Origin of the sequence: Sphingopyxis sp. 2PD (assembly GCF_005503695.1) — a bacterium.
In the GTDB taxonomy this organism is placed as follows: Bacteria; Pseudomonadota; Alphaproteobacteria; order Sphingomonadales; family Sphingomonadaceae; genus Sphingopyxis.
This window is the reverse complement of sequence record NZ_SCMU01000038.1, coordinates 1-25958: the sequence shown is the minus strand read 5'-3', so window position 1 is coordinate 25958 and position 25958 is coordinate 1. Positions and strand designations below refer to the sequence as shown.

Below are 25958 nucleotides of genomic sequence, written 5' to 3'. Positions count from 1 at the left end.
TCCCTAAATCCCCCCTATGACGACCCCGCCGATCACCGAACTCACCACGCGCGCCCGCGACGTGTTCCGGCTGGTGGTCGATGCCTATCTCGAAACCGGGCAGCCGGTCGGGTCGCGCACGCTCTCGAAACTTGCCAGCCTCAACCTTTCGCCCGCGTCGATCCGCAACGTGATGCAGGATCTGGAGGAATTCGGCCTGCTCGCCAGCCCGCACACCAGCGCCGGGCGGCTACCCACCGAACAGGGACTGCGGCTGTTTGTCGACGGCATGATGCAGGTCGCCGAACCGTCGGCCGAGGACCGCGCGCAGATTGAGGCTTCTCTATCTGACGCCGGCCCGATCGAGAGCGCGCTCGCGCAGGCGACCTCGGCGCTGTCGGGTCTCTCGGCGTGCGCGGGGCTGGTGCTGGTGCCGAAGCACGAGCGCGTGCTGAAACAACTCGCCTTCGTGCCATTATCGGCGAACCAGTCGCTCGTCGTGCTGGTGGCGGGCGACGGCGCGGTCGAGAATCGCGTCATCGACATTCCGCCCGGGCTCAATCCGTCGGCGCTGGTCGAGGCGGGTAATTATATCTCGTCGATGCTGACCGGGCTGACGCTGACCGAGGCGATGGCACGGGTGCGGCGCGAGATCGAGGCCGAACGCATCGCGATCGACCGCGCGGCGCAGGATCTCGTCAGCCGCGGCCTCGCGATCTGGTCGTCGGACGGCGCCGACCGCCCGGTGCTGATCGTGCGCGGGCAGGCGAACCTGCTCGACGAGAATGCGGTCGGCGACCTCGACCGCGTCCGCCAGCTGCTCGACGAGCTCGAAACCAAACAGGACATTGCGCAGCTGCTCGACAGCGCGCGCGAGGGCAGCGCAACCCGGATTTTCATCGGATCGGAAAATAAATTATTCTCGCTTTCGGGCTCGTCCGTGATAGCGGCGCCCTATCGCGGATCGGACGGGCGCGTGGTCGGCGTGGTCGGGGTCATTGGCCCCACCCGCTTGAACTATGCCCGCATCGTACCCATGGTGGATTTCACCGCACAATCGCTCTCCAGACTGATACGATAGGTTTATGACGACACAAGAAAACGACACGCCGGTCGACGACGGCGCGAACACCGAAGCCGCAGCTGCCGAAGCCGCGGCGCCCGCCGAAGAGGCGAATGACGAGCTGGCGCAGCTCACCGAACAGCTCGCCGCGCTGCAGCAGGACCTGCTCTATGCGCGCGCCGAGACGCAGAATGTCACGCGCCGCAAAGACAAGGAAATCGCCGACGCGCACGCCTATGCCGCGACGAAATTCGCGCGCGACATCTTGTCGGTCGCCGACAACCTCGGCCGCGCGCTGGCGGCGCTGACCGACGAACAGCGCGCCAACGAGGGCATCAAGCCGCTGATCACCGGGCTTGAAGCTACCGAGCGCGAATTGCTCGGCGTCTTCGAACGCCACGGCATCACGCGCATCGCGGCAATCGGCCTGCCGCTCGACCCGAACCAGCACCAGGCGATGCTCGAAATCCCGAGCAGCGATTCCGAACCCGGTACGATCGTGCAGGAAATGCAGGCGGGTTACATGATGAAGGACCGGTTGCTACGCCCGGCGATGGTCGCGGTGGCGAAGAAAGCGGAGTAGCCAAACCCTCCCCTCCCTTTACGGGAGGGGATACAGGGGTGGGTGCCGCGGCGCGTCTGCGCCGCATAAGAATTTGCGACATAGAGGTTGGCAAGAGAGTCTCTTGGCGCACAGGTGCGCCAGCCCCCTCACCCGCTGCGACTAGCCAGCAAGCTGGCAAGTCTCGCAGCCCTCTCCCGCAAGGGGAGAGGGACGAGCTAATCACGCCGCCTTGCGCAGCTTCGCGAGCTTCTTCAACACCATCTCGCGCTTCAACCGCGACAGATGGTCGATGAACAAAATGCCCTCCAGATGGTCGTGCTCATGCTGGATGCACGTCGCCATCAGGCCGGTCATCCGTTCCTGATGGTGCTTGCCGTCCGCGTCTTGCCAGTCGACGGTGACCTCGGCGGGGCGCGTCACGTCGGCATATTGTTCGGGAACCGACAGGCAGCCTTCCTGATAGACGCTGTGCTCCTCGCTCTCGTCCGAAAAGACGGGATTGATGAAGACGCGCGGGCTCCGGATCACCTTCTTGCCCTCGGGGTCTTCGGGATCGGCTTCCTGCAGGTCGATCACCAGAATGCGCTTCGGCACCCCGACCTGAATCGCGGCAAGCCCGATACCGGGCGCGTCGTACATCGTCTCGAACATATCAGCGACAAGCTGTTTCAGCTCGGCGTCGAAGGTCTCGACGGGCTTGGAAATGACGCGCAGCCGCGGATCCGGGGTCTCGATGATAGGGAGTAAGGCCATGGGGTGCAGGTATGGTTGGAGGGGCGCGGGGTCAAGAGGGCAGTCGGTAAGCTTGACTTCAACCTCTCATCGGCAAATCGCCGTTGCATGACCGACGACGATATTCCTACGTGGACGCTGTCCGAGCATCTCAAAGCCGGCGAGGCTGCTTTGGCCGAAATCCAAGCCGACGTGGAAAGAGCAGCGAGCGCACAGCCGATTTGCCATCATTTCGATGAGTGCGAACCGACCGACATCTTACACGTCGACCGCGACGAAATTTACGCGACTGTTTCAGATCACTTTTCCACTCTTGGCGTCGACTTTGCTGCCGATCGCCTTGAGGCGTGGGAGACATCCTCACCAAATTTTCAGTGGCTGAATCAACGCGTCCCATCGCTATTTGAAGCGGCGAACGAAGCCGGGCTCATTTATTGCGGTTGGACTTGGGAACCAAAAGATCGCCAGCCGATCAGCGCATCGACCGTGAACGTCATCAACAATTCATCGAATTAGCCCACCGGCCGCCGCGCCCGAAGCGCCTGCGCCAGCGTTCCCTCGTCGAGATAATCGAGCTCGCCGCCGACCGGCAAACCATGCGCCAGCTGCGTCAGCCGTACCGGATAGCCTTCCAGCCGCTCGGCGAGATAATGCGCGGTCGTTTGCCCCTCCAGCGTCGCGTTCATCGCCAGCACCACCTCGTCAATCCCGCCCGCGGCGACGCGCGCGACGAGGGCGTCGATGCTGAGATCCTGCGGGCGCACACCCTCCAGCGCCGAGAGCCGCCCGCCGAGCACATGATATTTGCCGGGGAACAGCCGCGACTTGTCGAGCGCCCAGAGGTCGGAAACCTCCTCGACGACGCATAGGCTACGCGCGTCACGCCGCGGGTCGGCGCAGATCGCGCAGGGGTCGCTCGTGTCGACATTGCCGCAGGTGCCGCAGGTGACGAGTCGCTCGGACACTGTCTGGAGCGCCGCGAGCAGCGGCGCGAACGCGCTTTCGCGCTTCTTCATCAGATGCAGCACCGCGCGCCGCGCGGACCGCGGGCCAAGGCCGGGGAGCCGGGCGAGTTGCTGGACGAGCGCTTCGATTTCGGTGGAGGCCATACACAGCACCTATCCCGGCCCGCGCGGTCGCACAACAATCCTCTCCCCTTGCGGGAGAGGATGCCGCAGCTTGGCGCGTAGCGCCTAGCGAAGGCTGGAGAGGGGTTGCGACGGTACGATCCCCTCTCCCGCTGCGACTAGCGAGCAAGCTCGCAAGTCTCGCTGCCCTCTCCCGCAAGGGGAGAGGGGCTTGCACCATGCGTCGCCCTCCGCCAAAGCCCGCACCCATGCGTATCGCTTTCATGGGAACGCCGCCCTTTGCGGTACCGACGCTCGCCGCGCTCCACACCGCGGGGCATGAGATTGCGTGCGTTTATAGCCAGCCCCCCCGCCCGGCGCAGCGCGGCAAGAAGTTGCAGAAGAGTCCGGTGCAGGTCTGGGCCGAAGAACATAACCTGCCCGTCCGCACACCGCGCAGCCTGAAAAGCGAAGAGGCACAGGCCGAATTCGCCGCGCTCGACCTCGATGTCGCGGTCGTTGCCGCTTATGGCTTGATCCTGCCGCAAGCGGTGCTCGATGCCCCGCGCGAGGGCTGCCTCAACGTCCATGGCTCGATCCTGCCGCGCTGGCGCGGCGCGGCGCCGGTGCAGCGCGCGATCCTGGCGGGCGATGCCGAAACGGGCGTGACGATCATGCAGATGGACGCCGGGCTAGACACCGGCGCGATGCGGCTGGTCGAGGCAACCCCGATCGGGCGCAAGACCGCGGGCGTGCTGACCCACGAGCTTGCCGAAATGGGCGCGCTGATGATGGTCAAGGTGCTGAGCGACCTCCACGCCTTCATGCCCGAACCCCAGCCCGCTGACGGCGTGACCTATGCCGCCAAGATCGACAAGAGCGAGGCGCGGCTCGATTTCCTGCCCAGCGCGGCGCAGGTCGAACGGCAGATTCGGGCGTTCAACCCGATGCCCGGCGCCTTTTTCGAACTCGACGGCGAGCGGTACAAGATGTTGGCGGCCGAAATCGTCCACCCGACGGAGACGATCGCGGGCGCAGCGCCCGGCGTCACGATCGACGATGCGCTCACTATCGCCTGCAACCCCGGCGCGATCCGCGCCACGCGCGTCCAGCGTGCAGGCAAGCCCGCGATGGACGCGGGCGTGCTGCTGCGCGGACGGGCGATCCCGGCGGGCACGCGCTTGGCATGACACACCGACTCCTCCCTCGTCACCCCGGACTTGATCCGGGGTCCACTCCAGCGCTGACGACATGGACCCCGGATCAAGTCCGGGGTGACGATTATGGGAAAGAAGGGCCCGTATGACCCGCTTCGCCCTCACCATCGAATTTGACGGCCGCCCGTTCATGGGCTGGCAGCGGCAGGCGCATGGCCCCAGCGTCCAGCAGGCGATCGAGGAAGCGATCCAACGCTTTACCGCGGAGGAGGTGCAGGTGCTGAGCGCCGGGCGCACCGACGCCGGGGTGCATGCGATCGCGATGCGCGCGCATGTCGACATCGAAAAGCCGCTGACCCCCTTCAAGCTGACCGAGGCCTTGAACGCGCAGCTGCGCCCCGCGCCGATCGCGATCATCGGATGCGAGGTCGTTCCCGACGACTGGCACGCGCGCTTCGCCTGCACCGGGCGCGCCTATGAATATCGCATCGTCAACCGCCGCGCGCCGTTGACATGGGACAAGGGGCTGGCGTGGCAGGTCGCGCGGCCGCTGGACGCCGACGCCATGCACGCGGCGGCGCAGCAGCTGATCGGGCTGCATGACTTCACCACCTTCCGCTCGGCGCATTGCCAGTCGCAGAGCCCGGTGAAGACGCTCGACAAGCTGTCGGTCAGCCGCCACGGCGAAGAGATTATCGTCGAAGCCGCGGCGCGCAGCTTCCTGCACCATCAGGTGCGCTCGATGGTCGGCTGCCTGACGCTCGTCGGCTATGGCAAATGGTCGGCGCGCGATTTGAAAGCGGCGCTGGAGGCGGCGGATCGGCAAGCGCTGGGGCTGAATGCGCCGCCCGACGGGCTCTATTTCGTGGGGGCGGTGTATCCCTAGGCGAGCCATCCCATCACTCGTCACCCCGGACTTGATCCGGGGTCCATGACTTCAGCGCCGCGATGGATGCCGGATCAAGTCCGGCATGACGAAAGAATGCGGCGCACATCGAAAAAGGGCGGCCCTCGCGGACCGCCCTTTCCCCAATCGCTAACCCGCGAACTTACACCTTTTCGGCGTAATACAGCGGCGCATGTTCATTCAAAATCTGCAGGATCTTCGCCTGCGCGGTCTTTTCATCGCTTTCTTCCATCGCGCCCAGTTCGCGCGCAAGGCGGCTCGACGCCGCTTCGAAGATCTGGCGTTCCGAATAGCTTTGCTCGGGCTGGTCGTCGGCGCGGAACAGGTCGCGGGTCACTTCGGCGATCGACACCAAGTCGCCCGAATTGATCTTCGCTTCATATTCCTGCGCACGGCGCGACCACATGGTGCGCTTCACCTTCGGCTTGGTGGTCAGCACCTGCAGCGCTTCCTTCAGCGTCTTGTCCGACGACAGTTTGCGCATGCCCACGCCTTCGGCCTTGTTCGTCGGCACGCGAAGCGTCATTTTTTCCTTTTCAAAGCGCAGGACATAAAGTTCGAGCTGCATGCCGGCGATTTCCGACCGCTGCAATTCAATGACGCGCCCCACGCCATGCTTGGGATAAACAACATAATCGCCGACTTCGAACAAGAGCGTGCTCACGGACATGCAAATTCCTTTTGTTGTGCCTTGACCCCGATCTGAAACTGCGACAACAGCGGCGCTTCCCGCCCTCTAGCCAAGGGGGACCTACGATCGCTCGGCGCTAGCCAGTCAGAGTGACAAGGGATATGGCTCCATCGGAACGCCGAAAAGCGCCCCAGCCCAGCGACGGGAAGAGGCAGAATGTCGGCGCGTTGATATTTATTATAACAGATTCGCAACAAAATTGCCACCCCCGCCCGGGATTGCCCCTGGGCGACGCCTTGACGGCTGCACGAACCCGTTTCAGGTTGAAACGAAAGCCAAGAATGGGAGCGGGTATGAAAGATCAGATCTGGTGGATTACGGGCGCCTCGTCGGGAATCGGTGCGGCGCTGGCCCGCGCGCTCGGCGCACGCGGCGCAAAGCTGATCCTGTCGGGACGCAATCTCGCCGCGCTGGAGGCGGTCGCTGCTGACTGCGCGACCGAGACGCTGGTGCTGCCGTTCGAAGCGACCGACTATGCCGCCCTTCCCGCCATCGCGGAGAAAGCATGGAACTGGCATGGTCGCATCGAGGGGCTGGTCAACAACGCCGGCATCTCGCAGCGCAGCCTGGCGATCGACACCGACTTTGCCGTCTATCAACAGATTGTCGCGGTCGACCTGCTCGCCCCGATCGCGCTGACCCAGCAACTGCTGCGACGCATGGTCGAGGCGGGCGGCGGCCAGATCGTCGCGATCTCCAGCGTCGCGGGCATCGCCGGGGTGCCGCTGCGCAGCGCCTATTGCGCCGCCAAGCACGGCCTGATCGGCTATCACGATAGCGTCCGCGCCGAGAATGAGCATCTGGGATTGAAGGTGCTGGTCGTCGCACCGGGATCGGTGCAGACCAACGTCAGCCGCAACGCGCTCAACGCCGACGGCAGCGTCCGCGGGGAGAGCGACGCCGCGATCGACAATGGCCTGTCACCCGATTTCGCCGCCGCGCAGATATTGGCGGCGGTCGATGCCGGGACGCGCGAGCTGGTGGTGGCCGAGGGCGCCGAGGCCGCGATTGCGGACCTGCGCCGCAGCGACCCCGACGCGCTGTTCGACCGCATGAGCGCCATGGTGCAGGCGGGCTATGCGCAGCAGATGAAGGCGGCGAAGTCGGTCTAGCTGGCGGGTGACGGGCGGTGGTTGCCATCGATCCTCCCTGTCGCGAAGCGATGGGGAGGTGGCAGCGCGAAGCGCTGACGGAGGGGCTTTGGCGCTACCGTTGCGGCCCCTCCACCATTCGCTTCGCGAACGGTCCCCCTCCCCATGGCTTCGCCACAGGGAGGATCTATAGCATCGTCATCCCGGCCTGCGCCGGGATGACGAATTGAGCGTAGCGGTTACCGATCGAAACTAGCCGTCGCCCCCGCGAAGGCGGGGGCCGCTGTCGGTTTACGCAGCGACGCAGGGATAGGCAGCTAGCGGCCCCCGCCTTCGCGGGGGCGACGGTTTTGGTGCGTCCGCTTCCCACCCCAAAGCACCCCCCTTGATGGCTCCGACATCATCTCGTTTTCCCGAATGGGTGCTTTACCTTACGCCGAACCCAGTGGTGCTCCGTAGCCGTTGCCCCCTTCCCCCTTGCACTCGTCGGCCAAATGAGTCACATCTTTACGTGAACGTAAAGGTAAAGTGCCTGCGAGAGGATTCTTCCCCATGACCGACATCCCCACCTTCGACACGATCAAGCTGGACAGCGCCGACAATGTCGCGACCATCACGCTCAATCGCCCCGACCGGCTCAATTCGATGCCGCCCGCGATGGCCGACGATATTCGCGAAGCGCTGGATCATCTGCCGGGTCTCGGCGCGCGCGCGCTGCTGATCACCGGCGAGGGACGCGGTTTCTGTTCGGGCGCCGACCTTGCGGGCGATCGTTCCGCCGGCGGTGCGGTCAGCGGCGGCGCGCGGAGCCGTAACGCCCTGCGCGGGCATTACAATCCGATGCTGCTCGCGCTCGCTAACCTCGACATTCCCGTGGTCGTCGCGGTCAACGGCCCCGCGGCCGGGGTCGGGTGCAGTTTTGCGCTGTCGGGCGATTTCACCATCGCGGGCAAAAGCGCCTATTTCCTCCAGGCCTTCGTCAACATCGGGCTTGTCCCCGACGGCGGCTCGTCATGGTTGCTGCCGCGGCTGGTCGGCGTACCGCGCGCGTTGCAGATGATGATGCTCGGCGAAAAAATCTCCGCTGACCAGGCCGCCGATTGGGGCATGATCTACAAGAGCGTCGAGGATGCCGAGCTGCTGACCGAGGCCAAGGCGCTCGCGACGCGCCTGGCGAACGGCCCGACGATCGCGCTCGGCACGATGCGCAAGGTGCTGCGCGACGGGCTGACGCAGGATTTCGCAACGACGCTCGACGCCGAAGCCAAGGGCCAGTTCATCGCGGGCGGTACCGCCGATGCGATGGAAGGGATCATGGCGTTCCAGCAGAAGCGCAAGACCGAGTTCAAGGGGAAGTAACAGCACGTCGCCCCCGCGAAGGCGGGGGCCGCTGGCGGATCGATGCGCGGCGATGGCGGCCCCCGCCTTCGCGGGGGCGGCGTCAATCTACTCCGCCGCTTCCTCGACCATCACCTTCTTGTAGATGCTGTTCTTCGGATAGCCGCAAATGCGCATCACCATCGGTTCGAAGAATTCCAGCGGCTCGCTGTCATAATCGGGGTCGAACGCCGGGGCATCATATTTTTCGCAGAATTCGGCGCACGCCGCGTAATGGGGGTGATCCTTGAACTGGTCGCGCATGTCGCGGTCAAGGCCGATATAATGGAAGAAATAATGGCCCTGGAAAATGCCGTGATGCTGGACGATCCACAGATTTTCTTCTGACAGGAAGGGTTTGAGGATCGCCGCCGCGACGTCGGGGTGGTTGAACGCGCCGAGCGTATCGCCGATGTCGTGGAGCAGCGCCATCACGACATATTCCTCGTCGCGGCCATCCCTGTGCGCTCGCGTAGCGGTCTGCAGGCAATGTTCGAGCCGGTCGACGGGGAACCCGCCATAATCGCCGCCCAGCAATTTCAGATGGTCGAGGATGCGCTTGCCATTCTGCGGCGCGAATTCCTTTTGCTCGCGCGCGATAATGTCCCAGTCGTCCTGCGTCCCGTCGATCATCGACCGGAAAGTCGCATGGTCGTGCGTCATCTCGTTCATGGCAGCCTCTCCTCTTTGGCGGCCAATCTACGACATTGGTTTCAGTTTGCAACGCTCCACGCGTGGCCCGATCATTCTTCGGGCGCGTAGGTGACGCCATATTCGAGCGCTTCGTCGAGCGTCAGGCAGCGGCGGGTCGATTTATTCTCCTCGGTCGCCACGGCTTGCTGGCGATACATGACCTCGGTCAGCAATTTTCGCGAGATGCCCATGCGGATCAGGAAATCATTGTCCTCGCTGGCCAGCAACGCCGAATCCTGTTCGATGTCGCCGATCAGCTCGCGCGTCGCGTCGGTCCCCAACGCGACGCTCATGTCGATCGCCGATCGGTCGCCGGTTCGCGTGAACATGTGAACGATAAACAGCCCGCCGGGGTCGATGACGCGCGGCGCGCCGCCCATGAACACGAAATTGCAGGCGCTGAAACAGGCCCAGCCCGCCGGGATGCGCGTCGTGACCCCCAGGTTCGAGCGGATGATCCGCCCCGCCGCATTGCCGGCGCGGGCATCGCCGCCGGGCGAGCGCAGCCAGATTTCGCTGACATCGGGATTGGCCTTCAACGCGGCGGTCAGCCGGTCAGGAAGTCCGGCATCGATCCGCCCTTCGGCCAGCATGACTTTCATCCCGCCGCGCTTTTCGACGGTCAGCTTCATCGTCGGATGGGCCGACCAGTTGGGATTGAGCGGACAGGTCGGGTTGACCGGATCGACCGCAGTGGCGGCGCTCAGGCTGCCAAATGCCAGCAGCGCAATGCCGCAGCGCGCTGCCCTACGCCGCCAGGACATAACGCGACTCGCCCGGTCCCTTGCACATGCGTTTCGTCACGCGCGTCTCTTCGCCTTCGACGATAATGAAGTCGTTGACGTTCATGCACTTGCGCCCGCCGCCCTCTTCATTGATCGACGCCACCGTTGACGAGCCGCTGACTTCGGGGCGGGTTGCGCTGGTCCAATTGGCGGTTGCCCCCACCTCTTCGCTGCGCGTCGCTTCCTCGGTTGCGACCGCCGCCTGCACCTGCTCACCGGGGTCGAGGCGGCACGCGATGGCATCGGTCAGCGTCCCGCTCACCTCCGAAATCGGCACATAGCTGTACACGCCAGCCTTGCTCGCCGCATCGCCGACCGCGTCGTTCAGCACATTGCCCAGGATGTTGCGGCCGATGCTGTTGCCCTTCTTGCCCTTGGGACAGCCGCCATTGTCATCGCTGCTCGGCTTGGGCGCCGGTGTCGTCACCTTGCGCAGCAGCCCGCCAAATTGTGCCTGCGCGGGGGTAACGGCGAGCATACAAGCCGCCAACATCGCCGGAGCACCCCAGAATTTACGCATCATCCGCTACACCCCAATCGTCGCCACCATCAGCGTCCTGGCCGCGCTTATAGCCCGCGTTCATGCCACCCGCTGTGATTTTCATCAACTCCGGGCGAAATGTCATCCCGACAGGTTGAATTAAGCCTGAATATGTCACAGTAAGCCCGCCATGCTTTCGCAAAAGACCCGCTACACGATCCGTGCGTTCCAGCATCTTGCCGATCATTGGGGCAAGGGGCAGGTCCAGCTCGCGGATATTGCGGAGGCACAGAATATCCCGCCCAAATTCCTGACCGTGATCCTGTCCGAAATGGCGCGCGAAGGGCTGCTGATTTCACAGCGCGGGCGCGACGGCGGTTACCAGCTCGCGATCTCGCCGATCGACATCAGCTATGGCGACCTCGTTCGCCTGACCCGGGGTTCGCTGGCGCTCGTGCCCTGCGCGGCGCGCAACGCGCACGAACATTGCAAGAATTGCCTGCCCGAATCCGAATGCCGGTTGCGCAGCCTGATGCTGAAAGTCCGCGACGACACCGCGTCGATTCTCGACCGCATCACGCTGGCCGACCCGATCGCGCTGGAACCGCTGTTTGATGAGGTTGCGGGGTAAGGGCGCCGCAGTCGTTAGCGACCGACCAGCCGTCGCCCCCGCGAAGGCGGGGGCCGCCTTCGGTTTACGCAGCGGCGAAGGAATAGGCGGCTAGCGCCCCCCGCCTTCGCGGGGGCGACGCTGTATCAACGCCAGTTCCCTACCCTTCAAACCCAGCATCGACGACGCCAAATTGAACCCATCACGTCCAACAAAAAAGGCCCGCTTTCGCGGGCCTGTTTTTGAAGAAGTGGTGGAGCCTAGCGGGATCGAACCGCTGACCTCCTGCATGCCATGCAGGCGCTCTCCCAGCTGAGCTAAGGCCCCACATCTTCATTCGACCACCCTCGCCATCAAGGCTGCTGCGATCGGGTTGCCGCCTTTAACAGTGCGGGCGGCTGATGCAAGGGGCCAAATGCATCTCGCGATGCCTTTTTTGGCCCCCTGAAACCAAAGGCGAAATAAATCAGGTTTCGACGTCGTCGTCATCCGCCGTCGCGACGCCCAGATCGTCGTCACCGCCGAGGTCGACGTCATTGTCGGGCGAATCATTGTCCTCGTCGACATCGACGTCCAGATCCAGGTCCTCGTCGACCGCGACATCTTCCTTGACGGTCTTGCCGGGCTTTTCAGCCTCGAACGGGGTCGACTGCTTTGATTTCAGCACCGATTCCGGAATCCAGTTATACCCGCAATTGATGCAGCTGACCGGATCATCCTTGGTCAAATCATAGAATCGGGTGGCGCATTTCGGGCAGCTGCGCTTCGTGCCCCATTCAGCCTTGATCATATAAGCCTCGTAACCTTCTGGAAACAGGATAAAAATATCGGAAAGCGACGGCGCCTGAATAGCTATCCGTCAAATCGGCGTGCGCCTTGCCAGATTGTTAGGGCGCTGTCAAAAGCCGCTCGCCATGACCGATCAACCCGCCAGCCCGCGCAGCTTTGCCGCATCCGTTCCGCTCAAAGGTAGGATCGCGATCCCCGGCGACAAGAGCATTTCGCATCGCGCGCTGATGCTCTCCGCGCTGGCGGTCGGGACAAGCCGCGTCACCGGCCTGCTCGAAGGACATGACGTGCTGGCCACTGCCGCGGCGATGCGCGCGATGGGCGCCAGCATCGAACGCCGCCCCGATGGCGAATGGCGAATCGACGGCGTCGGCGTGGGCGGGCTACTCCAACCGCGCGAAGCGCTCGACATGGGCAACAGCGGCACCTCGACCCGGCTCTTGATGGGATTGGTCGCCAGCCACCCGATCACCGCCACTTTTGTGGGCGACGCCAGCCTGTCGGGCCGCCCGATGGGCCGCGTCATCGATCCCTTGTCGCAGATGGGCGCCGACATCACCGCCTCGCCGGGGGGGCGCCTGCCGTTGATGGTGCGCGGTCTCGCTCCGGCCATTCCGATGTCCTACCGCCTTCCCGTCGCGTCGGCGCAGGTCAAAAGCGCGGTCCTGCTCGCGGGACTCAACACTGCGGGCGTCACCGAAGTCATCGAACCGGTGCCGACGCGCGACCATAGCGAGCGAATGCTGCGCGGCTTCGGCGCCAATCTCAGCATTGAAATCGACCCGACCGGCACGCGCCATATCTGCATCATGGGCGAGGCCGAGCTGAAACCGCAGACGATCGTCGTTCCCGGCGACCCGTCGTCGTCGGCATTCTTCATCGTCGCGGCGCTGATCGTCCCCGGATCCGACGTCAGCATCACCAATGTCGGGCTGAACCCGACGCGCGCCGGGCTGATCGAGGTGCTGCGCCAGATGGGCGGCGACATCGAACTGATCGATCCGCGCGAAGTCGGCGGCGAGCCCGTTGCCGACCTGCGCGTCCGCCACAGCGCGCTCACCGGCATCGACGTCGACCCCGCGGTCGCCCCCAGCATGATCGACGAATTCCCGATCCTGTTCGTGGCCGCGGCGCTGGCCAAAGGCCGCACGACCACCCGCGGGCTCGACGAACTGCGCGTCAAGGAAAGCGATCGGTTGGCGGTGATGGCGACCGGCCTGAAAGCAATCGGCGCGCGCGTGACGGAAAGCGAGGACGGGCTGGTCATCGACGGCAGCGGGGGCGATCCGCTGCCCGGCGGCGCCACCATTGCCGGTCATCTCGACCACCGCATCTGCATGAGCTTTGCCGTCGCGGGACTTGTCACCAGGTCACCGGTGACGATTGACGACATGGCGCCGGTCGCGACAAGCTTTCCGAACTTTGAACGCCTGTTGGAGGATCTCCAGAAATGACGACTCATCGCGGACGCCCGATCATGGCGCTGGGCGCATTCGCCCTCACCTTTACAGCGATCACGGCCTCGCCGGTCGCGGCTCAGCAACGCGTGGCGGACCCGTTTGTGCGTGCCGATGCCAGTTTTTCGCCGCACCGGCTCAACCGCGTTGTCCGGCCACAAGCGATCGGCAAGCCCGCCAATTGCTTCGACGGGGAATGTGAATGGGTCGATAAGGCCGGGGTTGCGCACAGTTTCGGCGGCAAGCTGCTGGCGATCAAATCGATTTCCGTGCGCCCCGACGACCGCCGCGCGCTGCAGGCGCTCGGCATCGGCACGGCGCGTGATCGCTCGGCGGTGTTGACCCGCGTCCGCGCCTTTCTGCCGGAAATCAAGATCGACTGCCTGGAACCCGGGCAAGCAGGCGAAGGCCAGGGAATCGCATCGTGCAGCGGGTCGTTTCGATCCGGCGCATGGTTCAAACTGCTGTTCGGTGCCGATGGTCGCCTGACCCAGGCCCGCATCGACGCGTTCCAGATCAACTGATGATCATTGCCGTTGATGGTCCGACCGCATCGGGCAAGGGCACCATCGCGCGCGCGCTCGCCGAACATTTCGGGTTGCCGGTGCTCGACACCGGCTTGCTGTATCGCGCGGTCGGCTATCAGACGCAGCTAAACCATGGCGACGCCGACAATGCGGCTGATGCCTTGGCCGCGTGTGATTTTCCGGATCGCCTGCTCGACGATCCCGCACTGCGCTATGAAACGACAGGCGGGCTTGCCAGCCGCGTGTCGGTGCACCCGCAGGTGCGCGCAGCGCTGTTGCAGCGGCAGGTGGACTTCGCCAACCAGCCCAGCGGCGCGATCCTCGACGGCCGCGATATCGGCACCGTCATCGCTCCCCACGCCGATGCCAAGCTGTTCGTGACCGCCAGCGCCGATGTGCGCGCGCGCCGCCGTCATGCCGAAATGTTGTCGCGCGGCGTCGATGTCACCTTCGACGCCGTCCTCGCCGACGTTCACGCCCGCGATGCCCGCGATACGGGCCGCGCCGACGCCCCGCTGCTGCGCGCGCCCGACGCGATGCTGCTCGACAACAGCGACATGCCCCGCGACGCCGCGATTGCCGCGGCGATTGCCTTTGTCGAAGCGCGCCGGAACCGCCGCCGCTAGACCGGCTTTCCGCCTTGCGTTTGCGGGGTTTGAGGACTATGACGCGCCGTCCGACGGGCCTTTCAGCCGGTCGAGGCACGGACAACCGCCGCCCGCAACCGGGCGTCGGGCGTGACGAGGCGATCTCGTCGCGCCCTTTTTGCTTTGCCCCTGCCCCGCCCGAAATGGCCCGAAGGATGTTCTGCATCGCATCCGGCGGGCAGGACAGATCGGCCATTAAGACCAGCGGAACCAACCGCTTGGCCGGAACAAATGAAGTAAGGAATATATCTCTATGGCCACTACGGCTTTTCCGACGCGCGACGATTTCGCCGCGATGCTCAATGAATCGCTTGGTGGTGCTGATGGCGGCTTTGAAGGCCGCGTCGTCAAGGGCACCGTCACCGCGATCGAAAACGACCTGGCAGTCATCGACATCGGTTTGAAGAGCGAAGGCCGCGTGCCGCTGCGCGAATTCGCCATGCCGGGCCAGAAGGCCGACATCAACGTCGGCGACGAAGTCGAAGTCTATGTCGACCGCGTCGAAAACGCCAATGGCGAAACCATGCTGTCGCGCGACCGCGCTCGCCGCGAAGCCGCGTGGGACCGCCTGGAAGAAGAATTCAACAAGGAAGCCCGCGTCGAAGGCGTCATCTTTGGCCGCGTCAAGGGCGGCTTCACCGTCGACCTCGGCGGCGCGGTGGCGTTCCTGCCCGGCAGCCAAGTCGACATCCGCCCCGTGCGCGACGTCGGCCCGCTCATGGACCTGCCGCAGCCGTTCCAGATCCTCAAGATGGATCGCCGCCGCGGCAACATCGTCGTGTCGCGCCGCGCCATCCTGGAAGAAACGCGCGCCGAACAGCGTTCGGGTCTGATCCTGAACCTGGAAGAAGGCCAGATCATCGAAGGCGCGGTCAAGAACATCACCGATTATGGTGCGTTCGTCGACCTCGGCGGCATCGACGGCCTGCTCCATGTCACCGACATGAGCTACAAGCGCGTCAACCACCCGAGCGAAGTCATCAACATCGGTGACACGGTCAAGGTGCAGATCATCCGCATCAACCGCGACACGCAGCGCATCAGCCTGGGCATGAAGCAGCTCGAAAGCGATCCGTGGGAAGGCGTCGCCGCCAAGTACCCCGTCGGCGCGAAGCTGTCGGGTACCGTCACGAACATCACCGATTACGGTGCGTTCGTCGAACTCGAAGCCGGCATCGAAGGCCTGGTCCACGTCAGCGAAATGTCGTGGGTCAAGAAGAACGTCCACCCCGGCAAGATCGTTTCGACGAGCCAGGAAGTCGACGTCATCGTCCTCGAAGTCGACAGCGACAAGCGCCGCATCTCGCTGGGCCTGAAGCAGGCGCAGTCGAACCCCTGGGGCGCATTCGCCGACACCCACCCGGTCGGGTCGGTCGTCGAAGGCGAAGTCAAGAACGCGACCGAATTCGGTCTCTTCGTCGGCCTGCCTGGCGACGTCGACGGCATGGTCCACATGTCGGACATCGCATGGGGCATCTCGGGCGAAGAAGCGCTGCACCTCCACCGCAAGGGCGAGCAGGTTCAGGTCGTCGTTCTGGACGTCGACGTCGAGAAGGAACGCATCAGCCTGGGCATCAAGCAGCTTGAAAAGGGCGCCCCGGCCGTTGGCGGCGGCGCTGCGGCGGCTGGTTCGGTGAAGAAGAACGACATCGTCACCGTCACCGTCCTCGAAGTTCGCGACAATGGCCTGGAAGTTCAGGCCGGCGACGATGGCGCCACGGGCTTCATCAAGCGCGCCGATCTTGGCCGCGACCGCGACGAACAGCGCGCCGAGCGTTATCAGGTCGGCCAGAAGTTCGACGCGATGGTCATCGGCTTCGACCGTTCGAAAAAGCCGAACTTCTCAGTCAAGGCGATGCAGATCGCCGAAGAGAAGCAGGCGGTCGAACAATATGGTTCGTCGGACTCGGGCGCCTCGCTCGGCGACATCCTCGGCGAAGCATTGAAAGCCGGCAAGAAAGATTAATTTCAAACTTGCATAGCGAAACGAACAAAAAGGTCCGCAGAGTGTCCCTCTGCGGGCCTTTTTCTTTTGGTGATATATTTTGACCAAACAGTGATTCGTGATACCTTCGGCGCGCGTTGGGAGGGGTCTCACGCAAGGAATGGACCGGCAACGACCGGACGCCCGCTTTGGCGGGAAACGCGTGACTTATATAATAGGGGAAGCAGATGATCCGGTCAGAACTGGTTCAGAAGATCGCGAGCGAAAACAGCGATTTGCGCGTCGAAGAAGTCGAACGCATCGTCGATACTTTTTTTGATTCCATTGTCGAGCAGCTGGCGGCAGGGGGCCGCGTCGAGTTGCGCGGCTTTGGCGCCTTTTCGACCCGTGCACGCGAATCGCGCACCGGCCGCAATCCGCGCACCGGCGCATCGGTCGATGTGAAGGCGAAAAACGTCCCCTATTTCAAACCCGGCAAGGAAATGCGCGAGCGCCTGAACGACTGACCTCGTCGGTCGAAGCGGCACCGAACTCGAATACAGACGTTAAGTTTGAGCCGGCTTCCGACCGAAAACCAGCCGCGAAATCGGCACAGCATGCACTGGCGGCGCGGCGCGCTTCGGCCTGCCCGCGTTTGCGTCCGGAGGTTTCTGACACGATCGCGGGGCCGCTGAGGATTGTTCATCAGCGGCCCCGTTCGATATGATTCAGGAACCCGTCAGGGTGCCTTTGCGCCCCCGGCGCGGAGCCGGGCCAGTCCCTCGACCGCATAGCGGTTCTTGGGATCCACCTCGAGCGACTTTTCGAACATCGCAATCGCGCGGACCTTGTCGCCTTCGGCATCGGCAACATCGGCAAGCCCGTCATAGCTGTATGCCGATTTGGGATATTGCTGAAGATTATATTCAAGTACCGCTTTCGCCTCGACCAGTCGCCGGACTTCGAACAGGTCATAGCCCATCGTCACAAGCGTTTCGTCTCCGAAGTCGTACGCCGTCGGCGCCGTCCGCTTCAGCTCGGCGTGGTGCGCCAGAGCCGCCGACACGCCGCGATCGCGCATGACATTCCACAGCAGGTCGCCCAATCGTTCGGCCGGCATCTTATACGGCGCGCCCAAAGCGATCGCCGCGAGGTCGCTGCTCACCCGCCCGGCGTTGGCCCGGTCGCTGTTGCTCAGCACCACCACGGTCAACCGGTCGTCTGGAAAGCGCGCGATATTGGTCGAAAACCCGTTGTCGCTGCCCGAATGAAACTGGATCGGCCGACCATGCCGCTGGCCGATAAACCAGCCATAGCCATAATCCCCCCTGCCCGCGGTAAACATCGCGTCGCGCGACGCGCGCGAGATCAGGCGGTCGTCGGTCAGCGCCTTGTCCCACCGCAGCATATCGCCCACCGTCGAATAGACATCGCTTGAGCCAAGGTCGACGGTCGGGCTAACCAGTCGCGCGCCGATAAAATCGGTTCCAACCGAATAATAGCCGGTCACCCGACCGGGGACGAGCGCGCGCGTGTCACCCCTGTAGGTGCGCGTCATCCCGGCGGGTTTGAACAGCCTTTCGTCGAGATATTGATAATATCCCTGCCCCGCGACGCGTTCGATAACCACCCCGAGCAGCGTATATCCCGAATTGGAATAATCGAATTTTTCGCCCGGCGCGAAGTCCAGCGGCAAGTCCCGAAACAGCGCGACCAGCTCGGGACGGGTGTAGCTCAGCATCGCCAGTTTCTCGTCCCAACCGGGCAGGCTCGTAAGATTGGGAATGCCCGACGTATGGGTCAGCAGATGGTGCAGCGTGATCTCCTGCCAGCTTTGCGGACAGGTTTCGAGGTACCGGCAGATCGGATCGCTGACCTTCAGCTTCCCCTGCTCCTGCAATTGCAGGATCGCGGTCGCGGTGAACTGCTTGACCACCGATCCCAGCAAATAACTATTCTCGGCCGTGTTCGGCGCCCCCAATTCATAATTCGCCATGCCATAGCTTTTGACGAAGAGGGGCTCGCCATCGTGCGCGACCAGCGCGGTGCCGCTGAACATATCGTTCCGCACCTGCGCTTGCATGTAGGCATCCATCGCCTGCCATTTCGCGCTGTCGACATCGGCGTGCGACGGCGGTGGAGCCGGTACGACAGCGGGCGCCGCGCTGGTGTGCGCGGCGATGGGCGCGGCGATCGACATTAACGCTGCGCACGACAGCAGCACATGCTGGAACCGGGTCATCTTCACGCTAGCCACTCGATCAATCTCCACGCCAGAATATTGCCACACGAATTTATCTTCATATAAAGATTAATTGCAGCAACTGACCTCGGACAAAGCACCGGTACATATGACGACACCGCCCGATCTGATCGACAATCTGGTCGCCGACTGGCGGCGCGAGCGGCCCGCGTCGGACGCCGAGGCAATGCAGGTCGTCGGCCGGATCATCCGGCTCGGCCGCGTCTATGAACAGGCGGCTTCGCAGTTGTTGCGCACGCACGGCATGAGCTATTCCGACTTCGACGTGCTCGCGACGCTGCGGCGCGCGGGACCGCCCTATGAAAGCGTCCCTTCCCGACTTCAGCACAATGTGCTGCTGACGTCGGGCGCGATGACCGCGTGTCTGCGGCGGCTGGAGTGCGCCGGACTGATCGAGCGCGGCACCAGCCCAGACGATCGGCGCAAGCTATCCGCCCGATTGACGCCCAAGGGCTTTGCGATGGTCGAAGAGCTGATCGACGCCCGCTTCGCCTTGGCGCGGCAATCGCTCGCCGGGTTGGGCGCCGATCAGATCGCCGCGGTCGAAGCGGCGCTGCGCCGCCTCGGTCGCTGATCGAGGGTCAGTTCTTGAGCCGGTACCCGGTACGGAACATCCAGAATATCACGCCCAGGCACAGCGCGAAGAACAAGGCGACCGCCGCCATGCTCACCTCGATGCCGACGTCGCCCTTGCCGAAGAAGGTCCAGCGGAACCCGCTGATCAGATAAACGACCGGATTGAACAGCGTCACCGCGCGCCACGCGGCGGGGAGCATGTCGAGCGAGTAGAAGGCGCCGCCCAGGAAGGTGAGCGGATAGATCACCAGCATCGGGATAACCTGCAACTGTTCGAAGCTCTGCGCCCAGATGCCGATTATGAAGCCGAACAGGCAGAATGTCACTGCCATCAACAGCATGAAGCCGACCATCAGCAGCGGATGCGCGACCTGGACATCGACGAACAGATGCGCGGTCGCAAAGATGATCGATCCGATGATCACCGACTTGGTCGCCGCCGCCCCGACATAGGCAAGGACCGTTTCCAGCGGCGACAGCGGCGCCGACAGCATCTCGTAGATCGTCCCCGTCCACTTCGGCATATAGATGCCGAACGACGCGTTGCTGATGCTTTCGGTGAACATCGTCAGCATCATCAGGCCGGGAACGATGAAGGCGCCATAAGGCACGCCGCCGACTTCGCTCATCCGGCCGCCGATCGCCGATCCGAACACCACGAAATAGAGCGCGGTGGTGATCACCGGCAGCGCCAGACTGGTCCAGACCGTCCGCCCGAAGCGCGCCAACTCGAACGCATAGATCGCGCGCACCCCGCGCCAGTTCGCGGTCATGCGGCCTCTCCCTTGGTTTCATGCACCAGCCCGACGAAAATATCCTCGAGCGAGCTTTGTTTCGTATGCAGATCCTTGAACGCGATCCCGATGTCGGTCATCCGCCGCAGCAGTGACGGCACCCCCGTCGCCTCCGCCTGACTGTCGAATTCATAGACGAGTTCGTGGCCGTCGCCGGCAAGTGCCAGTTTCCAGTCCGCCAGTTCCGCGGGCACCGCCGCGATCGGTTCGGCAAGGTTCAGGGTCAGCGTCTTGCGCCCCAATTTCTTGATCAGCGCGTGCTTTTCTTCGACCAGGATCAACCGGCCCTTGCTGATCACCCCGACCCGATCGGCCATTTCCTCGGCCTCTTCGATATAATGGGTGGTCAGGATGATCGTCACCCCGCGCTCGCGCAGCCCGTGGACCATCTGCCACATGTCGCGGCGCAGCTCGACGTCGACCCCCGCGGTCGGCTCATCGAGGAACAGGATTTCGGGCTCGTGGCTCAGCGCCTTGGCGATCATCACGCGGCGCTTCATGCCGCCCGACAATTCCATGATCTTTGACCCGCGCTTGTCCCACAGCGACAGGTCGCGCAGCAATTGTTCGATGAACCCGGGATCGCGCGGTTTGCCGAACAAGCCGCGCGAGAAGCTGACCGTCGCCAGCACGGTTTCAAACGCGTCGGTGTGCAATTCCTGCGGCACCAGTCCAATCATCGTCCGCGCCGCGCGATAATCGCGCGCATGGTCATGCCCCGCGACGGTCACCCTCCCCGCGCTGGCGGTCACGATGCCGCAAACAATGCTGATCAGCGTCGTCTTGCCCGCGCCGTTCGGCCCGAGCAGCGCGAAAATCTCGCCCTTGTTGATCGAAAGGTCGACGTCGCTGAGTGCGACATGGCCGCTTTTATAGGTTTTCCCGAGCCCGGAAATTTCAAGTACTGCTGTCATGTTCGCGGTCTAGCCGAGCAGCATCGCCGGGTGAAGCGGCAAACATTGCTTGACCTCAATCGACCCATCGGCTTGACCGGCACCGACCCGTGCGGACGTGGCGAAATCGGTAGACGCAGCAGACTTAAAATCTGCCATCCTCTGGATATGCGGGTTCAAGTCCCGCCGTCCGCACCAGCTTGAATTTGCTGGATAAATGACCTTTTGGCGAAGTCCTATCCAGCGGCCCGATTTTCCCCGGTGTGTAATTCCTGTGTAACCGCGTCAGAAAAACCGGCGCCTAGAGCCTCAATCGATCGGTCAACGTGCGGGTCCGCGATCTGGGCATAACGCATCACCATGGCGAGCGTCTTGTGGCCGCTGATCTTCTGCACGGTCGGCAAGTCGGTGCCTGCGGTGATAAGCTGCGTGATTGCCGTGTGGCGCATGACGTGCGGCGTCACCTTGCTAGGGTCCAGCTTGGCACGAACGACGGCCCGCTCGAACTGGCGTTCCATGCTGCCGCGATATGGGCGCTTCGCATCCTTGCGGGCGGTCGGAAAGATGTAGCCGTCCTGATCGTCGCGCTGGTCGCGCTCGGTCTTGAGCAAATCGACAAGGCTGGGGGTTAGCGGCTGGATGCGCTGCCCCGCCTTCGCGTTCGGGATATAGAGGCGGCGCTGGTCCCAATCGATCTTGTCGAACCGGGCTTTCAATATCTCGCCGTGCCGCATGGCGCTGCCAAGGCCGAACGCAACGAACAGATGCGTCAACGGGTCTTGGTCGCCGCGAGCGGCCTTCAATAAGTCCTGCTGCTGCTTCACGGTCAGGGCGTCGATCTTCTTGCGCTCCTCGTCGCCCTTCTCGATGGCTGGACGAGTCGCGACCTTCATCTTGCGCAGGAAGTGCGACAGGGTGGATAGCTCACGGTTGACCGTCGCCTGTTTCGCCCCGTCCCCGATCCGCTTGCGGGCGTAATTCTTCACGCCGAAGTCGGTCAGCTTGTCGATGCGCTGGCTTTTGAAGAACGGGATAAGATGGGTATTCAGGTGCCGTTTCTTGTTCGGAAGGTCAGCGAACCCCTTGTCGCCTTCCGATAGCTCGACCTCCAGCTTGGTCAGGTATTCCTTTGCGGCCTCGGAGAACAGGCGATGAACCTTGCGGCCTTTGGGTAGGTCCAGCCTCCCCTCGCGGGCCTTGGTCCTGAACGACTCCACTGCCCGCTCGGCCTGCTCGCGGGTGATGCCGTCGCTCTCCATCCCGACAACGCGATGGATGCGCTCACGGTCCACCATGATATTGACGCTGTAGCGGACATCGCCGTTGCTCATACGCTCCGCGATGATGCCGTGCTCATTGATCCGCTGCCCGATATCGAGCGAGCGGATTGCTGGTCGGGTCAGGCGCTGGAAGCGCAGGGCCATTATCGCTTTCCTTCTCGTTGACGCTTAGCCCTAGCGAGAGTTTCGCGCAGCTTGGCGATGCCTTCCATAATCGCTGTGATCCGCTGCTTTTGGTCGTGCTCTCGAAAGAGGCGGCGCCCCTCGCTTTCCATGTCGCGGAATATTTTTACCGTCTCGCTCGTTTCGGTGTCCTCATCGGCTTCCGCCTCGTCCAGTCGCTTCAGCTCGTCGTGAAGGGCAATAGCTGCGCCGCGGCTGTCGTCATCCGGTATTGCGTCGATCATTGCACGCTCGGGGCCACGACGGTCATACCGTTGCAATATTGAGCCGAATAGCCCGCCCTTTTTTGCCATCTCGCGGCTTGGAGTGAGCGAGGCCGAGATGCCGTGCCGCGATAGGTCGTCTAAGACCTCCCGCTTCTTCGCGGCAATTTCCATCTTCACGCTCTCTGCGTGACGGTAGCCTTCATCAGTTACCACACTTTCGGGACGCCGATCCTCGATTGGACCGCGCGCGAGCATTTCAGCGACTGCTGCCCACGCGTAAAGGTCTTGGTGCCATGACAGTTTGTCCGGGCGATCTTTTGCAGGATGGGCTGTTCTGGCAACATCCTCAGCTTCCCCGATCCGTGCGCAAATCGCCGCCAATAGGTCGAATGTCTTTTGGTCTGCGGTCAACAGCGCCAGGGTTCGCTTCTCTATCAGCTTTCCGACGCTCACGCCCTCGGCTGTTGCCAACGCGTCAAGCACAGCCCTGTCCTGCGGGCCAAACCTCACACCGATCTGCTTGCGCTTACCCTCGGGATCTATCGTCCGCCTCGCCATGTCGCGTTGCCTCCATTACCGCTACCGCTAATTCGGTATAAAACTGTTCAATTAGGCGCGTTCCGGCATTATATACGGAGCGTCAACAATGGCAAGAGGACGGGATATGACTACCAACAACGGTATAGACATGGTGAGCGTTCGGGTTCTGCCCGATAACAGGGTGGCGCGACGGGAAGCGGCAAAGCTCTTTGGGCGCACGCCCAAAACGCTAGCCGAATGGACGGCAAAAGGATGGGGTCCGCGTCCCATCATGGTGGGCGGTCGCGTTTTCCATGACTACGGCGAATGCCTTGCGATGGCGCGCGGCGAACTGCCTGTCGCTCCTGTCGTCCGCGAGGCGGCATGACATGCGGGGGGATTCTGGCGGCCCCCGCCTAAAGCAAAAGCCGTCCCGCGTGGACTGCGGGACGGCTCCTAAAATGCCTAAGCTTGGCGGCTGCTGGCAAGACCTAGATAGCGTGGAAGCGCGGCGTCTGCAACTGTGGGGCGAGCGGATAATCTCCGACATCGCAACTTGGCGGCACAGGGAGCGGCGGCGGCGCGAAGGTGCGCGGTCGTGAGTAGCGCACCGCACCCCACCCGCAACGTGGTGATGGCGAAGGCGCTGGCTCAACACCAGCGCATCGCAACGGAACTACTCACAATCGGCAGCGGGAAACTGAGCCGGGGCGAGTCGTCCTTTCTGCATAACATTCGAGAGCGGGAATTTCTGAGCGCGGGACAAGACCGCTGGCTCCGAGATTTAAACGTCCGTCTCAAGTGGGAACTGGCACAATGACATTAGCTGACACTGCATTCGCGCTTCTGGAAGCGCACCGCACTGGCCAAACCAAACTGACCCGCAAAGCCGGGTCGCTGTGTGGCCAGCTCGTTACCGATCCCCAGCCCCTGACCGACAAACAGGCGGAATGGGTCGAAACTTTGCTTCAAAGGGCCGGACTGCCCGCACTGGAAGGGGGTGCGCGATGACCACGGTCGAACATCGCAACCGCTTTGCCGGGGATGATCTCCCGCCCTATCCCGGCGGCGCTCCCTTCCGTCCTGACGAGGCAAGCAAAGATGGCGCCCGCAAGGTCAACGCCGATGGCTCGCGCGTCACGCAATGCGCGTTCGTGCTGGCGGCGGTCGAGAGGGCGGGGCCGTCTGGTATAGACGCGTATAGTATCTTCAACATGCCCGAGGCTGAATTTCGCGACCTGTCCACCTGCCGCGCTCGCCTGTCCGACGTGAAAAAGCAGGGCAAGATTGCCAAAAAGGGCGAGCGCACCCCCGGCGAGGCCGGTGTCTCGGTCAACCTCTGGATTGCCGCCCGCTATGCCCCGCCGCCCGCCGACGACGGGCAACCCGACCTGTTCGACAAGGCGGCTTAACGTGACGGGGGCGGTGCAAACCGATCCGCATATCTCGTTGAGACGGGATGGCCCGTTTTACCGAGTGCGCGCGGTCCCGGCGGATGCACTGCCCCCGTCGATCCGGCAGCCGGAAACCCATGCCGGTTATCTGGCTGCGTCGATGGCGGCCCGAATGCTTTCGGATGCGTCCGGGCTGCCCATAGTCGATTTCACGACGAAGGCGGGCGCGTGATGCTTGCCGGTGGTGTCTTTGCTGAATGGCAGCCTCGGTACGCTGAGGCAGGGATTCCGACATTCCCGGTTCGCGACAAGAAACCGGCGATCCGCGGCTATCTCAAGGCTGGGCCGAACGTCTCGCGCCAGCTTGCCGACAAATTCGGTGACGCGCCCGCGCTCGGCTTCTCCTGCAAGCGCGCCGGGCTGACAATTCTGGACGTGGACACGCCCGATGAGCGGGTGCTTGCCGATGCCCTCGTTGAATATGGCGACACGCCCGTCATCGTCCGGTCGGGCAGCGGCAATTTTCAGGCTTGGTTTCGGCATAACGGTGAGGGCCGCAAGATACGGCCAGACAAGTCGAAGCCGATCGATATTCTCGGTGGCGGCTATGTCGTTGCTCCCCCGTCGCGCGGCGGCAAGGGGGCGTACCGCTTCCTGTCGGGGTCGCTCGATGATTTGCCCTCTCTGCCCGTACTGCGGCTTCCTGATGCGGCTAATGACCCGGTGGCGCCTGCTGCCGCTCCTGCGGCCGGTCTGGTTGACGTCGGCAAGCGTAATGAGTCGCTCTGGCGGGCCTGTATGCGACACGCGAAAGGGTGTGCCAGATTCGACGATCTGCTATCCTTCGCTCATGGCGCAAATGCTGAAATGCTCGCGGTTCCGCTACCCGCTGGCGAGGTCGTCACCCTGGCTCAAAGTGCATGGGCGAAACAATGCGCGGGGCAAAACAGGTTTGGTGCCGAGATGGTCGTAGGCGTCACCGCTTCGCAGTTCGGGCGGATCGATGACCCGTTTGCCCTCATGCTGCTCATGACCCTGCGGCACCGCTGGCGGGATGGTGAAACCTTCCACGTCGCCAATGCTATGGCCGAGACGATGCCGTCTGGTGGCTGGCCCCGCAAGAAGTTCGCTGCCGCTCGCCTGATGTTGGAACGGGCGGGGCTGCTCGTCATGGTCCGACCACCGATGAAAGGGGAGCGCGGCGGCCCTGCTGTGTATCGGTTCGGATGATGCGCAGTCGTCGTGATTTGGGGTGGCCGTTTTTGACCACCAATACCAACAACACCTTCCCCCCTGCTCCCCCCCCCC

General features: G+C 63.4%; 30 protein-coding genes and 2 tRNA genes. 19 read left to right on the top strand and 13 right to left on the bottom strand.

Annotated features, from left to right (window positions below):
- The first annotated feature begins 16 nt into the window (after window positions 1-16).
- Both hrcA and grpE read left to right on the top strand, forming a co-directional pair.
- A complete protein-coding gene (gene hrcA / locus FFS18_RS16415) occupies window positions 17-1060 on the top strand; it encodes a heat-inducible transcriptional repressor HrcA (RefSeq protein ID WP_137871676.1) in 1044 nt (347 codons plus the stop codon).
- A gap of 4 nt (window positions 1061-1064) precedes the next feature.
- Complete coding sequence (gene grpE, locus FFS18_RS16410) at window positions 1065-1625, top strand: nucleotide exchange factor GrpE (protein ID WP_120215901.1); 561 nt, start codon at window positions 1065-1067, stop codon at window positions 1623-1625.
- 201 nt (window positions 1626-1826) lie between these two features.
- Here grpE and def read toward each other — a convergent pair whose 3' ends face one another.
- The gene (gene def, locus FFS18_RS16405; RefSeq protein ID WP_137871675.1) at window positions 1827-2360 is read right to left on the bottom strand and encodes a peptide deformylase; all 534 of its coding nucleotides are present in this window, start codon (window positions 2358-2360) and stop codon (window positions 1827-1829) included.
- 87 nt (window positions 2361-2447) lie between these two features.
- Here def and FFS18_RS16400 point away from each other — a divergent pair, with 87 nt between their 5' ends.
- Window positions 2448-2855, top strand: a complete 408-nt coding sequence (locus tag FFS18_RS16400) for a hypothetical protein (protein WP_137871674.1) — start codon at window positions 2448-2450, stop codon at window positions 2853-2855.
- Here the strand turns inward: FFS18_RS16400 and recR are convergent.
- Entirely contained in the window at window positions 2852-3448 is a 597-nt protein-coding gene (gene recR / locus FFS18_RS16395) for a recombination mediator RecR (RefSeq protein WP_137871673.1), read from the bottom strand. The two genes, FFS18_RS16400 and recR, sit on opposite strands and share 4 nt — an antisense overlap.
- A gap of 227 nt (window positions 3449-3675) precedes the next feature.
- Here recR and fmt point away from each other — a divergent pair, with 227 nt between their 5' ends.
- Together fmt and truA are read left to right on the top strand one after the other, a co-directional pair.
- Window positions 3676-4596 (top strand): methionyl-tRNA formyltransferase, encoded by a 921-nt coding sequence (fmt, locus tag FFS18_RS16390; protein ID WP_137871672.1) that lies wholly within the window; start codon window positions 3676-3678, stop codon window positions 4594-4596.
- A 112-nt stretch (window positions 4597-4708) separates the two neighbouring features.
- Window positions 4709-5449: a tRNA pseudouridine(38-40) synthase TruA gene (truA, locus tag FFS18_RS16385; protein WP_137871671.1), complete on the top strand. Its 741-nt coding sequence runs from the start codon at window positions 4709-4711 to the stop codon at window positions 5447-5449.
- Window positions 5450-5612: 163 nt separating this feature from the next.
- On the opposite strand, the gene FFS18_RS16380 is transcribed toward truA, so the two are convergent.
- A complete protein-coding gene (locus tag FFS18_RS16380; RefSeq protein ID WP_120215896.1) occupies window positions 5613-6140 on the bottom strand; it encodes a CarD family transcriptional regulator in 528 nt (175 codons plus the stop codon).
- A 314-nt stretch (window positions 6141-6454) separates the two neighbouring features.
- Here FFS18_RS16380 and FFS18_RS16375 point away from each other — a divergent pair, with 314 nt between their 5' ends.
- Window positions 6455-7273 (top strand): SDR family NAD(P)-dependent oxidoreductase, encoded by an 819-nt coding sequence (locus FFS18_RS16375; RefSeq protein ID WP_137871670.1) that lies wholly within the window; start codon window positions 6455-6457, stop codon window positions 7271-7273.
- Window positions 7274-7804: 531 nt separating this feature from the next.
- Window positions 7805-8611, top strand: coding sequence for an enoyl-CoA hydratase-related protein (locus tag FFS18_RS16370; RefSeq protein WP_137871669.1), 807 nt, complete (start codon window positions 7805-7807; stop codon window positions 8609-8611).
- Between the two features lie 87 nt (window positions 8612-8698).
- On the opposite strand, the gene FFS18_RS16365 is transcribed toward FFS18_RS16370, so the two are convergent.
- The 3 genes from FFS18_RS16365 to FFS18_RS16355 all read right to left on the bottom strand — a co-directional run bounded on the left by FFS18_RS16365 (window position 8699) and on the right by FFS18_RS16355 (window position 10627).
- Entirely contained in the window at window positions 8699-9301 is a 603-nt protein-coding gene (locus FFS18_RS16365) for an HD domain-containing protein (protein ID WP_137871668.1), read from the bottom strand.
- Window positions 9302-9372: 71 nt separating this feature from the next.
- A complete protein-coding gene (locus FFS18_RS16360) occupies window positions 9373-10086 on the bottom strand; it encodes a COG3904 family protein (protein ID WP_137871667.1) in 714 nt (237 codons plus the stop codon).
- The gene (locus FFS18_RS16355) at window positions 10070-10627 is read right to left on the bottom strand and encodes a hypothetical protein (RefSeq protein ID WP_120218117.1); all 558 of its coding nucleotides are present in this window, start codon (window positions 10625-10627) and stop codon (window positions 10070-10072) included. Before FFS18_RS16355 ends, FFS18_RS16360 begins: the two co-directional genes overlap by 17 nt.
- Window positions 10628-10778: 151 nt before the next feature.
- Here FFS18_RS16355 and FFS18_RS16350 point away from each other — a divergent pair, with 151 nt between their 5' ends.
- On the top strand, window positions 10779-11219 hold the full coding sequence (locus tag FFS18_RS16350) for an RrF2 family transcriptional regulator (RefSeq protein WP_120215892.1): 441 nt from the start codon (window positions 10779-10781) through the stop codon (window positions 11217-11219).
- 230 nt (window positions 11220-11449) lie between these two features.
- Here FFS18_RS16350 and FFS18_RS16345 read toward each other — a convergent pair.
- Together FFS18_RS16345 and FFS18_RS16340 are read right to left on the bottom strand one after the other, a co-directional pair.
- Window positions 11450-11525 (bottom strand) — tRNA-Ala (locus FFS18_RS16345).
- A 139-nt stretch (window positions 11526-11664) separates the two neighbouring features.
- Window positions 11665-11988 (bottom strand): TIGR02300 family protein, encoded by a 324-nt coding sequence (locus FFS18_RS16340; RefSeq protein ID WP_120215891.1) that lies wholly within the window; start codon window positions 11986-11988, stop codon window positions 11665-11667.
- A 124-nt stretch (window positions 11989-12112) separates the two neighbouring features.
- On the opposite strand from FFS18_RS16340, the gene aroA reads away from it, so the two are divergent.
- From aroA to FFS18_RS16315, 5 genes are all read left to right on the top strand, one after another.
- Window positions 12113-13441 (top strand): 3-phosphoshikimate 1-carboxyvinyltransferase, encoded by a 1329-nt coding sequence (gene aroA / locus FFS18_RS16335; protein WP_137871666.1) that lies wholly within the window; start codon window positions 12113-12115, stop codon window positions 13439-13441.
- 23 nt (window positions 13442-13464) lie between these two features.
- Complete coding sequence (locus tag FFS18_RS16330) at window positions 13465-13968, top strand: hypothetical protein (RefSeq protein WP_137871665.1); 504 nt, start codon at window positions 13465-13467, stop codon at window positions 13966-13968.
- Entirely contained in the window at window positions 13968-14597 is a 630-nt protein-coding gene (locus FFS18_RS16325; protein ID WP_137871664.1) for a (d)CMP kinase, read from the top strand. The genes FFS18_RS16330 and FFS18_RS16325 overlap by 1 nt, the downstream gene beginning before the upstream one ends.
- A 274-nt stretch (window positions 14598-14871) precedes the next feature.
- The gene (gene rpsA / locus FFS18_RS16320; protein ID WP_137871663.1) at window positions 14872-16584 is read left to right on the top strand and encodes a 30S ribosomal protein S1; all 1713 of its coding nucleotides are present in this window, start codon (window positions 14872-14874) and stop codon (window positions 16582-16584) included.
- A 206-nt stretch (window positions 16585-16790) separates the two neighbouring features.
- Window positions 16791-17069 carry an integration host factor subunit beta gene (locus FFS18_RS16315; protein WP_120215886.1) on the top strand — a complete coding sequence of 93 codons (279 nt, stop codon included), beginning with the start codon at window positions 16791-16793 and terminating at the stop codon, window positions 17067-17069.
- Window positions 17070-17281: 212 nt separating this feature from the next.
- On the opposite strand, the gene FFS18_RS16310 is transcribed toward FFS18_RS16315, so the two are convergent.
- Complete coding sequence (locus FFS18_RS16310; RefSeq protein WP_137871662.1) at window positions 17282-18784, bottom strand: serine hydrolase domain-containing protein; 1503 nt, start codon at window positions 18782-18784, stop codon at window positions 17282-17284.
- Between the two features lie 109 nt (window positions 18785-18893).
- Between FFS18_RS16310 and FFS18_RS16305 the strand changes: the two genes are divergently transcribed.
- On the top strand, window positions 18894-19379 hold the full coding sequence (locus FFS18_RS16305; RefSeq protein ID WP_137871661.1) for a MarR family winged helix-turn-helix transcriptional regulator: 486 nt from the start codon (window positions 18894-18896) through the stop codon (window positions 19377-19379).
- Between the two features lie 7 nt (window positions 19380-19386).
- On the opposite strand, the gene FFS18_RS16300 is transcribed toward FFS18_RS16305, so the two are convergent.
- Together FFS18_RS16300 and FFS18_RS16295 are read right to left on the bottom strand one after the other, a co-directional pair.
- Window positions 19387-20154, bottom strand: coding sequence for an ABC transporter permease (locus tag FFS18_RS16300; protein ID WP_137871660.1), 768 nt, complete (start codon window positions 20152-20154; stop codon window positions 19387-19389).
- Entirely contained in the window at window positions 20151-21089 is a 939-nt protein-coding gene (locus FFS18_RS16295; RefSeq protein WP_137871659.1) for an ABC transporter ATP-binding protein, read from the bottom strand. Before FFS18_RS16295 ends, FFS18_RS16300 begins: the two co-directional genes overlap by 4 nt.
- 91 nt (window positions 21090-21180) lie before the next feature.
- On the opposite strand from FFS18_RS16295, the gene FFS18_RS16290 reads away from it, so the two are divergent.
- Window positions 21181-21266, top strand: a tRNA-Leu gene (locus tag FFS18_RS16290).
- 38 nt (window positions 21267-21304) lie between these two features.
- Here FFS18_RS16290 and FFS18_RS16285 read toward each other — a convergent pair.
- Both FFS18_RS16285 and FFS18_RS16280 read right to left on the bottom strand, forming a co-directional pair.
- Window positions 21305-22492, bottom strand: a complete 1188-nt coding sequence (locus FFS18_RS16285) for a tyrosine-type recombinase/integrase (RefSeq protein WP_137871658.1) — start codon at window positions 22490-22492, stop codon at window positions 21305-21307.
- Window positions 22492-23295, bottom strand: a complete 804-nt coding sequence (locus tag FFS18_RS16280; protein WP_137871657.1) for a hypothetical protein — start codon at window positions 23293-23295, stop codon at window positions 22492-22494. The genes FFS18_RS16285 and FFS18_RS16280 overlap by 1 nt, the downstream gene beginning before the upstream one ends.
- Window positions 23296-23401: 106 nt before the next feature.
- On the opposite strand from FFS18_RS16280, the gene FFS18_RS16275 reads away from it, so the two are divergent.
- The 4 genes from FFS18_RS16275 to FFS18_RS16255 all read left to right on the top strand — a co-directional run bounded on the left by FFS18_RS16275 (window position 23402) and on the right by FFS18_RS16255 (window position 25880).
- Window positions 23402-23644, top strand: a complete 243-nt coding sequence (locus FFS18_RS16275) for a hypothetical protein (protein WP_137871656.1) — start codon at window positions 23402-23404, stop codon at window positions 23642-23644.
- Window positions 23645-24263: 619 nt separating this feature from the next.
- Window positions 24264-24668 (top strand): hypothetical protein, encoded by a 405-nt coding sequence (locus FFS18_RS16265; RefSeq protein WP_137871654.1) that lies wholly within the window; start codon window positions 24264-24266, stop codon window positions 24666-24668.
- Window position 24669: 1 nt separating this feature from the next.
- The gene (locus FFS18_RS16260; protein ID WP_137871653.1) at window positions 24670-24882 is read left to right on the top strand and encodes a hypothetical protein; all 213 of its coding nucleotides are present in this window, start codon (window positions 24670-24672) and stop codon (window positions 24880-24882) included.
- Window positions 24882-25880, top strand: a complete 999-nt coding sequence (locus tag FFS18_RS16255) for a bifunctional DNA primase/polymerase (RefSeq protein WP_249340437.1) — start codon at window positions 24882-24884, stop codon at window positions 25878-25880. The genes FFS18_RS16260 and FFS18_RS16255 overlap by 1 nt, the downstream gene beginning before the upstream one ends.
- The last annotated feature ends 78 nt before the right edge of the window (window positions 25881-25958 follow it).

Coding starts and splice junctions, on each gene's coding strand:
- hrcA (WP_137871676.1), top strand. CDS start 17: ATGACGACCCCGCCGATCACCGAACTCACCACGCGCGCCCGCGACGTG.
- grpE (WP_120215901.1), top strand. CDS start 1,065: ATGACGACACAAGAAAACGACACGCCGGTCGACGACGGCGCGAACACC.
- def (WP_137871675.1), bottom strand. CDS start 2,360: ATGGCCTTACTCCCTATCATCGAGACCCCGGATCCGCGGCTGCGCGTC.
- FFS18_RS16400 (WP_137871674.1), top strand. CDS start 2,448: ATGACCGACGACGATATTCCTACGTGGACGCTGTCCGAGCATCTCAAA.
- recR (WP_137871673.1), bottom strand. CDS start 3,448: ATGGCCTCCACCGAAATCGAAGCGCTCGTCCAGCAACTCGCCCGGCTC.
- fmt (WP_137871672.1), top strand. CDS start 3,676: ATGCGTATCGCTTTCATGGGAACGCCGCCCTTTGCGGTACCGACGCTC.
- truA (WP_137871671.1), top strand. CDS start 4,709: ATGACCCGCTTCGCCCTCACCATCGAATTTGACGGCCGCCCGTTCATG.
- FFS18_RS16380 (WP_120215896.1), bottom strand. CDS start 6,140: ATGTCCGTGAGCACGCTCTTGTTCGAAGTCGGCGATTATGTTGTTTAT.
- FFS18_RS16375 (WP_137871670.1), top strand. CDS start 6,455: ATGAAAGATCAGATCTGGTGGATTACGGGCGCCTCGTCGGGAATCGGT.
- FFS18_RS16370 (WP_137871669.1), top strand. CDS start 7,805: ATGACCGACATCCCCACCTTCGACACGATCAAGCTGGACAGCGCCGAC.
- FFS18_RS16365 (WP_137871668.1), bottom strand. CDS start 9,301: ATGAACGAGATGACGCACGACCATGCGACTTTCCGGTCGATGATCGAC.
- FFS18_RS16360 (WP_137871667.1), bottom strand. CDS start 10,086: ATGTCCTGGCGGCGTAGGGCAGCGCGCTGCGGCATTGCGCTGCTGGCA.
- FFS18_RS16355 (WP_120218117.1), bottom strand. CDS start 10,627: ATGCGTAAATTCTGGGGTGCTCCGGCGATGTTGGCGGCTTGTATGCTC.
- FFS18_RS16350 (WP_120215892.1), top strand. CDS start 10,779: ATGCTTTCGCAAAAGACCCGCTACACGATCCGTGCGTTCCAGCATCTT.
- FFS18_RS16340 (WP_120215891.1), bottom strand. CDS start 11,988: ATGATCAAGGCTGAATGGGGCACGAAGCGCAGCTGCCCGAAATGCGCC.
- aroA (WP_137871666.1), top strand. CDS start 12,113: ATGACCGATCAACCCGCCAGCCCGCGCAGCTTTGCCGCATCCGTTCCG.
- FFS18_RS16330 (WP_137871665.1), top strand. CDS start 13,465: ATGGCGCTGGGCGCATTCGCCCTCACCTTTACAGCGATCACGGCCTCG.
- FFS18_RS16325 (WP_137871664.1), top strand. CDS start 13,968: ATGATCATTGCCGTTGATGGTCCGACCGCATCGGGCAAGGGCACCATC.
- rpsA (WP_137871663.1), top strand. CDS start 14,872: ATGGCCACTACGGCTTTTCCGACGCGCGACGATTTCGCCGCGATGCTC.
- FFS18_RS16315 (WP_120215886.1), top strand. CDS start 16,791: ATGATCCGGTCAGAACTGGTTCAGAAGATCGCGAGCGAAAACAGCGAT.
- FFS18_RS16310 (WP_137871662.1), bottom strand. CDS start 18,784: ATGACCCGGTTCCAGCATGTGCTGCTGTCGTGCGCAGCGTTAATGTCG.
- FFS18_RS16305 (WP_137871661.1), top strand. CDS start 18,894: ATGACGACACCGCCCGATCTGATCGACAATCTGGTCGCCGACTGGCGG.
- FFS18_RS16300 (WP_137871660.1), bottom strand. CDS start 20,154: ATGACCGCGAACTGGCGCGGGGTGCGCGCGATCTATGCGTTCGAGTTG.
- FFS18_RS16295 (WP_137871659.1), bottom strand. CDS start 21,089: ATGACAGCAGTACTTGAAATTTCCGGGCTCGGGAAAACCTATAAAAGC.
- FFS18_RS16285 (WP_137871658.1), bottom strand. CDS start 22,492: ATGGCCCTGCGCTTCCAGCGCCTGACCCGACCAGCAATCCGCTCGCTC.
- FFS18_RS16280 (WP_137871657.1), bottom strand. CDS start 23,295: ATGGCGAGGCGGACGATAGATCCCGAGGGTAAGCGCAAGCAGATCGGT.
- FFS18_RS16275 (WP_137871656.1), top strand. CDS start 23,402: ATGACTACCAACAACGGTATAGACATGGTGAGCGTTCGGGTTCTGCCC.
- FFS18_RS16265 (WP_137871654.1), top strand. CDS start 24,264: ATGACCACGGTCGAACATCGCAACCGCTTTGCCGGGGATGATCTCCCG.
- FFS18_RS16255 (WP_249340437.1), top strand. CDS start 24,882: ATGCTTGCCGGTGGTGTCTTTGCTGAATGGCAGCCTCGGTACGCTGAG.